At 50.7% G+C, this 8,074-nt stretch carries 6 protein-coding genes; all 6 read left to right on the plus strand.

Annotated features, from left to right (window positions below; translation table 11 throughout):
- The first annotated feature begins 258 nt into the window (after positions 1-258).
- The 6 genes from allB (at position 259) to CLOSYM_RS03740 (ending at position 7,816) form a co-directional block, all read left to right on the plus strand.
- Entirely contained in the window at positions 259-1,671 is a 1,413-nt protein-coding gene (gene allB, locus CLOSYM_RS03715; protein WP_021641006.1) for an allantoinase AllB, read from the plus strand.
- A complete protein-coding gene (locus CLOSYM_RS23610) occupies positions 1,668-1,790 on the plus strand; it encodes a hypothetical protein (RefSeq protein WP_021641007.1) in 123 nt (40 codons plus the stop codon). Before allB ends, CLOSYM_RS23610 begins: the two co-directional genes overlap by 4 nt.
- A gap of 35 nt (positions 1,791-1,825) precedes the next feature.
- Positions 1,826-3,319 (plus strand): sodium:solute symporter family protein, encoded by a 1,494-nt coding sequence (locus tag CLOSYM_RS03720; RefSeq protein WP_021641008.1) that lies wholly within the window; start codon positions 1,826-1,828, stop codon positions 3,317-3,319.
- On the plus strand, positions 3,304-4,587 hold the full coding sequence (locus CLOSYM_RS03725) for a Zn-dependent hydrolase (RefSeq protein ID WP_021641009.1): 1,284 nt from the start codon (positions 3,304-3,306) through the stop codon (positions 4,585-4,587). Before CLOSYM_RS03720 ends, CLOSYM_RS03725 begins: the two co-directional genes overlap by 16 nt.
- A complete protein-coding gene (locus tag CLOSYM_RS03730; protein WP_044902116.1) occupies positions 4,532-5,182 on the plus strand; it encodes an aspartate/glutamate racemase family protein in 651 nt (216 codons plus the stop codon). Before CLOSYM_RS03725 ends, CLOSYM_RS03730 begins: the two co-directional genes overlap by 56 nt.
- A gap of 1,245 nt (positions 5,183-6,427) precedes the next feature.
- On the plus strand, positions 6,428-7,816 hold the full coding sequence (locus CLOSYM_RS03740; protein ID WP_021641012.1) for a ParB/RepB/Spo0J family partition protein: 1,389 nt from the start codon (positions 6,428-6,430) through the stop codon (positions 7,814-7,816).
- Positions 7,817-8,074: the final 258 nt, after the last annotated feature.

Consider the following 8,074-nt stretch of genomic DNA (forward strand, 5'->3'; position numbering starts at 1 on the left):
AGTGCTTGACTTTTTATTAGCAGGCTTTCTTTAAATATCGAAAAAGCCGATGATTATGAACAGGTTTTAATATTTTACATCAGAAAAAGCCGATGTTATAATTCTTATACAAGTTATAAATTTTATTAAATATTATCAGAAAAAAAACCTCCTTGCAAGGAAAAATTCAACATTTGCTTCGGCCGGAGCATATGCAAAAAAGAATCAAAGAATGTGGTGACAAAAAGAACGATTCAGATGTAATTTAGGAGGAAGAAAATGAAACAGGCGGATTTAGTAATCAAAAATGCAAAGATTTATACAAACGGGACTTTTTTTCAAGGCGCTGTGGCAGTCAGGGACGGAATGATTGCCAGCGTATGCACGGACAGTGAAATACCTGAGGCGGAGAAAGTGATAGACGCAGAGGGAAAGTACCTGCTTCCTGGGATGATAGAGTCCCATATGCATGTTAGAGAACCGGGCAGACCGGACAGAGGAACCTTCTTTACGGAGACGAAGGCGGCTGCCGCCGGAGGCGTTACGACGATCCTGGAACATCCGATTGCAAAACCGCCGCAGTATTCCAAGGAGATCCTGGAGAGAAGAATTCGTGATGCCTCGGACAAATGTGTCGTGGATTTTGCTTTCTTTGGTGCGGCAGGTTCAAAGTATCCCGATAAAATCAGAGAAATGGGGGAGACGGGAATTGTCGCTTTCAAAACCTTCCTCCATGATGCGCCGGAGGGAAGGGACGAGGAATTCATGGGGCTTACAATGGCAAATGACGGGGAGATGTATTTTGGCTTCCGCGAAGTGGCCAAGACGGGTAAGCTGTGTGCGGTCCATGCGGAAAACAATGATATTATTTCGAAAATGATAAAGGAATTCAGAAAAGAGGGAAAAGTGTCCCCGATATACCATTGCCTGTCCCGCCCCAAATTTGCGGAATATGAGACAGTCGGAAAGCTGCTGATGATTGCAAAGGACTGCGGTGTGAAGCTGATCTTCTGCCACATGTCGACTCCTGAATCCATGGAGCTTATCAAATCGGCAAAACAGGAAGGGCTGGAGGTTTATATGGAAACATGTCCCCAGTATCTGTTCCTGACCGAGGAAGATGTGGTAAAGCATGGCGCCTATGCGAAATGCAATCCGCCTCTTAGAAAAAAAGAAGACGTGGATGCATTATGGGATTATGTAAGAGACGGTTCCGTTGATTTTATAGGAAGTGATCATGCGACTTATACGGTTGCGGAAAAAGAAAGCGGAAAAGATGATATATTTGTGGCTCCATCCGGTTTCCTCGGCGTGGATCTCCGTCTTCCCCTGATGCTCAACGCAGTCAATGAAAAGAGGTTATCGATGGAACGCGCAGTTGATCTCATGAGTACGAATGTGGCAAAATCATTTGGCCTGTATCCGAAAAAGGGTGTGATAAGCGCCGGTGCGGATGCCGACTTTGTAATGGTGGACATGGATGAGGTATTTACGGTAGATAAGAATCAAAATTACTCACAGTCCAGGGAAATTGCCAAAGTGTATGACGGCTGGAGACTGAAGGGAAAGCCGGTGATGACCGTTGTCAGAGGGCGCGTGGTTATGGAAAACGGGATTGTGGATGAGGAGAGTAAGGGCTGGGGACACCTGCTCGAAACATATATAGAAAAAAATGAGGAGGAAAAGGGATGATTCCAGATTTTATACCGGCAGATTTGAAGATTTTTTGGCTCTTTTTTGGATTTCTCAGCCTGCTTCCAATGATTTTGGCTTATATTACGCAGAAACGGGATGACAGACGGAACAAGTAGAGTAATATTCGGAGGAGTTATTGGAGGAGGTATTTATGGTTTATGTGATAATTCTGCTGCTTTATCTGGCGGCGCTGATTATTGTTGGGAAGCTTGCGTCACGCGGAGTATCAAGCAGCGATGACTGGGCAGTGGCGGGGAGGAGCCTCGGAGTCTGGTCCAGCGCGGCTTCATATTTTACGACGGTATTGAGTGCGGTATCTTTTATCGGGTATATGGGGTATTACTATCAGTTCGGATGGGGAGGCTGGTGGAACTGGGCAGGAACCTTAATCTGTACGATACTGTTTGCCGGATTTTTTGCAGCCCGTCTCAGGCGGTTTGGCGGTGTCACAATTTCCGATTTCCTGGACAGACGGTTTGGAAAGGCCCATGGGGCGATAGCCGCAGTTCTAATTTTATTTTCAACCGTTCTGTTTACCATGGCCCAGCTGGTTGCATCGGCCTCCATTATTAAGGTGATCACAGGGATTCCGGAGTATCTGTCCGTGATAATTGTGGGGATCGTGTTTCTGGCCTTTACGGTGACGGGCGGGATGAAATCAGTTGCATGGACCAGTGTTTTGACATCCGTTTTGATTCTTTTTGGAGCATATGCGCTGATGATTGCCATTCTCGGTAAGACAGGCGGATTCTGGGAATTGCACCGGTTAGCTTACACGGAGGACCCGGCGCTTCTGGATCCTTTTGCCGGCGGAAGTATCGGCGCAGGACTGGCGCTTTCATGGTGTGTGACCTGGGGGATTGGTAATTTCGGGCTGCCGCAGCTTATTACAAAGTTTAATTCTTGTAAAGACGAGAAAACGGCGCGTTACAGCCAGGGAATTTCGGGCATACTTTTTGTTCTTTTTTATCTTCCGCTTATGGTAATTGGCCTGGGAATGAGAATCCTCCGCCCGGGCATTGTACAGACAGATACGGTGGCTTCAATTGCAATGGTAGAAATGGTGAGTCCTCTGATAGGGGGAATCGTGCTGGCCGCCATCCTGGGTGCCGCCATATCCACGGCAGCCTCCGTCCTTTTACAGGCGGGAACCACGGCAACCAGGGATATCTATCAGAAATTTATCAATCCGAATGCAGAGGGGGAGCGGGTACTGGCGATATCAAAAGGAACGACATTGACGGTTGGGATAATATCGATTGTATTGTCACTGTTTAATTCTTCCACCGTTCTGATGATTCAGTCCAATATGGTAGGCGTCCTCGGCTCGATGCTTGCTATGACGATTATTATCGGATTTACCTGGAAACGGTCAAACGCCCAGGGGGGAATGGCCGGTATGCTGGCCGGTATCCTGACGGCAGTAATATGGTATGTACTGAAACAGCCATTTGGATGGATGCCAATTCTTCCGGCCATTTTCACGTCGACGGCAGCCAATATATTGGTAAGTCTGATGACTCCGGCGCCGCCCAAAGAGACAGTGGATGAATTTTTTGGAAAAAAGGACAGAATAGAGGAGGAGCCGGAGAAGAAATTTGCAGATGCTGCAGGAACAGGAGTAGAAACATGCGGACAGATGTGAATATGGAACGTCTGATGGAAAGCCTTCACCGGACGGGGGATATCGGAAAAACAGAGAATGGGGGGATCACCCGCCCGGGCTTTAGCAGGGAATATGAGATGGCGTCTAAAGAATTAATCGCAATGATGAAGGAAGCCGGTCTTACGGTTTCAAAAGACCGGTTGGGCAATATTATCGGACGCAGAGAGGGAAGCAGGAGCGGAGCTTTGTCGATTATGACAGGTTCCCATCTCGATACGGTAACGGAAGGCGGACTCTATGACGGGAATCTGGGAATTATTTCTGCTCTGGAAGCTGTCAGGATGATGAATGATTATCAAGTGGAGACGGCTCATCCGATTGAGGTGGTTGCATTTAACGCTGAAGAAGGCAGTGAAATGGGAGGAACATTTGGCAGCCGTGTAATGACCGGACGTCAGGATTTGAAAGAAAAGGGATTATGCGAAAAACTGGCCCGCTATGGTCTGGACTGCAGTGATTTGGAAAGGTCTATTCGTGATATGAATCAGGTCGGGGCATTTATCGAGCTGCATATTGAACAGGGAGCATATCTGGTGAATGAAGGCTGCGACATCGGAATTGTAGACGGGATTGTTGGAATTACCCGCTATATGGTTCATATAACCGGAGAATCCAACCATGCGGGTACAACGCCGATGAAGCTGAGAAAAGATCCGGTGAGGGCTGCGTCCTTACTCATAGAGAAGATATGGGATACTGCGCTCAGATACGGACATCCTTTTGTCGCCACTGTGGGGGATGTCAGGGTAAAACCCGGGATGTATAATGTAATTCCTTCTGAGGTAGTCCTTTTACTGGAACTGCGTGACCTGGATCCGGTCAGGGTAGAGCATTTTACAGAGGAACTGAAGCTATATGGCAGCGTTGAGGAAGAATTGAAACCGTTTGGAATTGAATTTGAACTTCAGGTTGACAAACCGTCGAGAATGCTGGACGGCGCTGTTATCAATGCAATTTCCGAGGTATGCCAAAAAGAGCCTCAAATTCGCTCCGTAACGATGTCAAGCGGTGCGGGCCATGATTCAAAAGAGATAATATACCGGGTACCGGCCGGGATGATTTTTGTTCCGAGTGAAGGCGGTATCAGCCATTCGCCCAGGGAATATACGACGGAGGCTCAGATAGAAAAGGGAACCAGGGTGTTGTATCAGACACTGATTCTTATGGACAAAATGAAGTGGGGGAGAGAAAATGAAGATATTGGTAATAAATCCCAACAGCAGTATCGAAATGACGGAGTCAATTAAAGAGACGGTCCGTGCCGCAGCAGGAGACAGATTTGAAGCAGAGGTATGCCGCATCACGGAGGCGCCTCCCTTTATCGGCAGTTATGCGGATCAGCTGGCCTCAGGGCCGCACCTCTTGAAACTATTGAAGGAACAGGAGGACAATTATGATGGATTTATCATTGCATGCCATCTGGATCCCTGCCTGGATGCTGCAAAAGAGATAACAGGGAAACCGGTGATGGGGATTGGTGAGGTCTCTATGAGGATGGCGCCGCTTCTTGGCCGGAAGTTTTCCGTAGTTGGCTCAAGTTCCGCCACTACTTATCTGAAACGCCGTATGGTGGAACAGTACGGACTGGAAAAATTTCTCGCATCTGTCAGGGCACCAAAACCTGAGTGGACAGGAAGCCAGGAAGAACTGTTGATTCGCGCGGCCGGGCAGGCGGTCCGGGAGGACGGAGCCGATGTTATCGTACTGGGGTGCGCCGGTTTTACAGGATTAGATGAAGCGATTAAAGACGACGTAAAAGTACCGGTTCTGGATGGGGTGGCATGCGCGCTGGCCGTTATGGAGGGGGTGCTGAACATGAGAGGGTGCACCTGCCGTAAATAATAGCAAATGATATTCAAAACGACATCGTGATATAGTATAATCCCGACAGAAATTGCACAAAAGCCGGACGGCCGGAAAGAGCCGTCCGGCTTTTGTGCTGCCTGTTATTTGCTGCATGGATTAACAGGGCATGTGAATCATCCAGTCAGAGATGCTCTGTTAAGTTTGACAACCGTTATAGTTGCAGTACCTTCAGTGTTGGTGACAGGACTGTTAAAAGTCAGGGAAAAACGGGTCTGCTCCGGAACATCGATGATAATGGAGTTGGAGCCATATGCGGTTGTATAATTTGAAGCGGTTCTAAAGTATATTCCATATTCAATATGCGAACTTCCATTGTAATATGGTGTGATTTGCATATATCCCGGTGTACTGAGAATGGAAGAAACATGGTATGAAATTAAATAATATCCGGGAGCAAGGTCAATATGGGTGGGATCCGATAAGACGATCTGCCCGGTGGGATCAGCCGTAGACGTTCCCAGTGGTATTTGTGTGGCGTTGGTAAATGGAATTGCAAAAGTGGCAAATGAGGCAAAAACATCGTCTGGGGCTTCGCCGGCAGGTCCGGTAGCGCCGGTCGGGCCAGTAGCACCGGTTGCTCCCGTTGGTCCGGTAGCGCCGGTAGTGCCTATAAGGCCAGTAGCACCTGTAGGTCCGGTAGAGCCGGTAGCGCCAGTAGGTCCAGTAGGCCCATTTGCGCCGGTAGGCCCGGCAGGTCCGGTAGCGCCTGTAGGTCCAGCAGCGCCAGTAGGTCCAGTAGCACCTGTAGGTCCGGTAGAGCCGGTAGCGCCGGTAGGTCCAGTAGGCCCATTTGCGCCGGCAGGCCCGGCAGGTCCGGTAGCGCCTATAAGGCCAGCAGCGCCTGTAGGTCCGGTAGCGCCAGTAGGCCCGGCAGGCCCGTTTGCGCCGGTAGTTCCGGTAGGCCCGGCAGGCCCTGTGGGTCCGGAAGGTCCAGTAGGCCCGGCGGGTCCGGTAGCGCCTATAAGGCCAGCAGGCCCTGTCGGGCCGTTGTTAAAAGGAAAGTGACTATATACCCCGTAAACAAGGGAAAAAATAAAATACGAGCTTATCACGTTACCGGACAAGCGCCGCCCAAGTAGAGACTACGGGCGGCGTTTTCCGTTGTGAGGCGGAAAGGAGGACAATTCCCATGCTTCGGGCCAACATGGCCCGAGGCCGCTTGTGGGCCTGACTGAAAAAGTTAGGCCCTTTTTTCATGCCAAAATGAAGGAGGTTAATTGAATGGCTGATGATAAAAAAGATTTGAAGCAGGAGGAACCGACCAAGAGCGGCTCCGCCGCTCCTGAACAGAAGCCCCCCGGCAAGGACGCGCCGCCCACCAAAGAAGCCGCAGGTTCACCCCCGGTAAAGGAGGCCCCGGCCCCCGAAAAGGACAGCGGCCCGAAACAGGAAAAGACGGACGCGGCAGGCCCCGCGGATAAAAGCCGCCCCGGAAATGTCATCGATATTTCCGGCGCTATGATTGATAAAATCGTTGCGGAGAAAGAAAAGGCGGCAAAGGTGACGGAGGCCGGGAAGGGACAACCCGCCGAGCCTGAAAAAACGGAACAGAAGGATAAGAAAGAGCCGGAGAAGCAGGCGGGCCGCACTCCGAAAGCGGTAAAAAAGGCCCCTGAAAAATCGGATAAACCGACTGCCGCCAAAAAGGCCGAGCCGAAAAAAGAGGCTCCGGTCCCGGAGAAGCCGAAGGAACCGGAAAAACCTGCCGGGCCCGTGGCGGCCCCGCGTTCCGGGGAGCCGGAACAGATTGTCCACATCAACCTGTCCGAGCTCCACGCCTTCAAAAACCACCCATTTCAGGTGCGTGATGATGAAGAAATGCGGGCGATGGTTGCCAGTGTCAAGGATAAGGGCGTAACACAGCCCGCCATTGTGCGGCCCCGTGAGGGCGGCGGCTATGAAATCGTGTCCGGCCACCGCCGCCAGAAGGCAAGCCAGCTTGCCGGATATTTGGATATGCCCTGTATCGTCCGCAACCTTACCGACGAACAGGCCATCACGCAGATGGTGGAGGACAATACCAACCAACGTGAAAATATCCTTCCCAGTGAGCGGGCGAAGGCCCTGAAAATGCAGTTGGAGGCCATCAAACATCAGGGAGCGCGGGAGACTTCGGGCCAAATTGACCCGAAGGAGGCCGGAAAACGCTCCAATGAGATTGTGGCCCTCCGCAACAAAATGACGGTGAAACAGGTTCAGCGGTATATTAAGCTCAACGACCTTGTGCCGGAACTCTCAAAGGTCATGGACGAGGGCCGGATAAAATTCACTCCCGCTGTGGAGCTTGCCTATATCGCACCGAAAAATCAGCAGTATATCGCCGTTGCCATTGACGCGCAGCAATCGGCCCCGTCTCTCTCGCAGGCACAACGTATGCGGGAGCTCGACCAGAAAGGCGTGCTCAATGGTGATGTGATTGATGGGATTATGCTGGAAGAAAAGAAGGAGGTAGACAAAGTGATTATCAACGGTGCAGAACTGGAAGAGTATTTCGGTAAGGAAAAGACCCCGCAGGAAATGAAGGAGCAGATCATCAAACTGCTGGACGATTGGAAGGGCAAGCAGAAGGAACACGCGAAACCCGAGAAAAAGGCGGAGAAGGAGAAATAAGACAGGGCTTCGGGCCAAGTTGCCCCGAGGTTCCTGCCTAAATGCGGGGCTTAAGCCCCGCGCCCCGAAGCTCAAAGGATATAATATATTCCCCGTCGCCGTGGTCTGTATAGCGCAACCGGGGAAGGCAGTCAAGGGTGGCGCTTGCGCCACCGCCTGCGGCGGCGAAGCCCTTGACAGCCTTTCCCGGTTGTGCTTGTAGTAGTCAAGCGACGGGGATATATATTCCTTTGAGCCGTTCCCCTTCCCACGGGAAGG

This window comes from [Clostridium] symbiosum ATCC 14940 (assembly GCF_000466485.1).
Classification (GTDB): Bacteria; Bacillota; Clostridia; order Lachnospirales; family Lachnospiraceae; genus Otoolea; species Otoolea symbiosa.

Excerpts from the sequence above, each read along its gene's own strand:
- CLOSYM_RS03720 (WP_021641008.1), top strand. The coding sequence starts at position 1,826 with ATGGTTTATGTGATAATTCTGCTGCTTTATCTGGCGGCGCTGATTATT.
- CLOSYM_RS23610 (WP_021641007.1), top strand. The coding sequence starts at position 1,668 with ATGATTCCAGATTTTATACCGGCAGATTTGAAGATTTTTTGGCTCTTT.
- CLOSYM_RS03730 (WP_044902116.1), top strand. The coding sequence starts at position 4,532 with ATGAAGATATTGGTAATAAATCCCAACAGCAGTATCGAAATGACGGAG.
- allB (WP_021641006.1), top strand. The coding sequence starts at position 259 with ATGAAACAGGCGGATTTAGTAATCAAAAATGCAAAGATTTATACAAAC.
- CLOSYM_RS03740 (WP_021641012.1), top strand. The coding sequence starts at position 6,428 with ATGGCTGATGATAAAAAAGATTTGAAGCAGGAGGAACCGACCAAGAGC.
- CLOSYM_RS03725 (WP_021641009.1), top strand. The coding sequence starts at position 3,304 with ATGCGGACAGATGTGAATATGGAACGTCTGATGGAAAGCCTTCACCGG.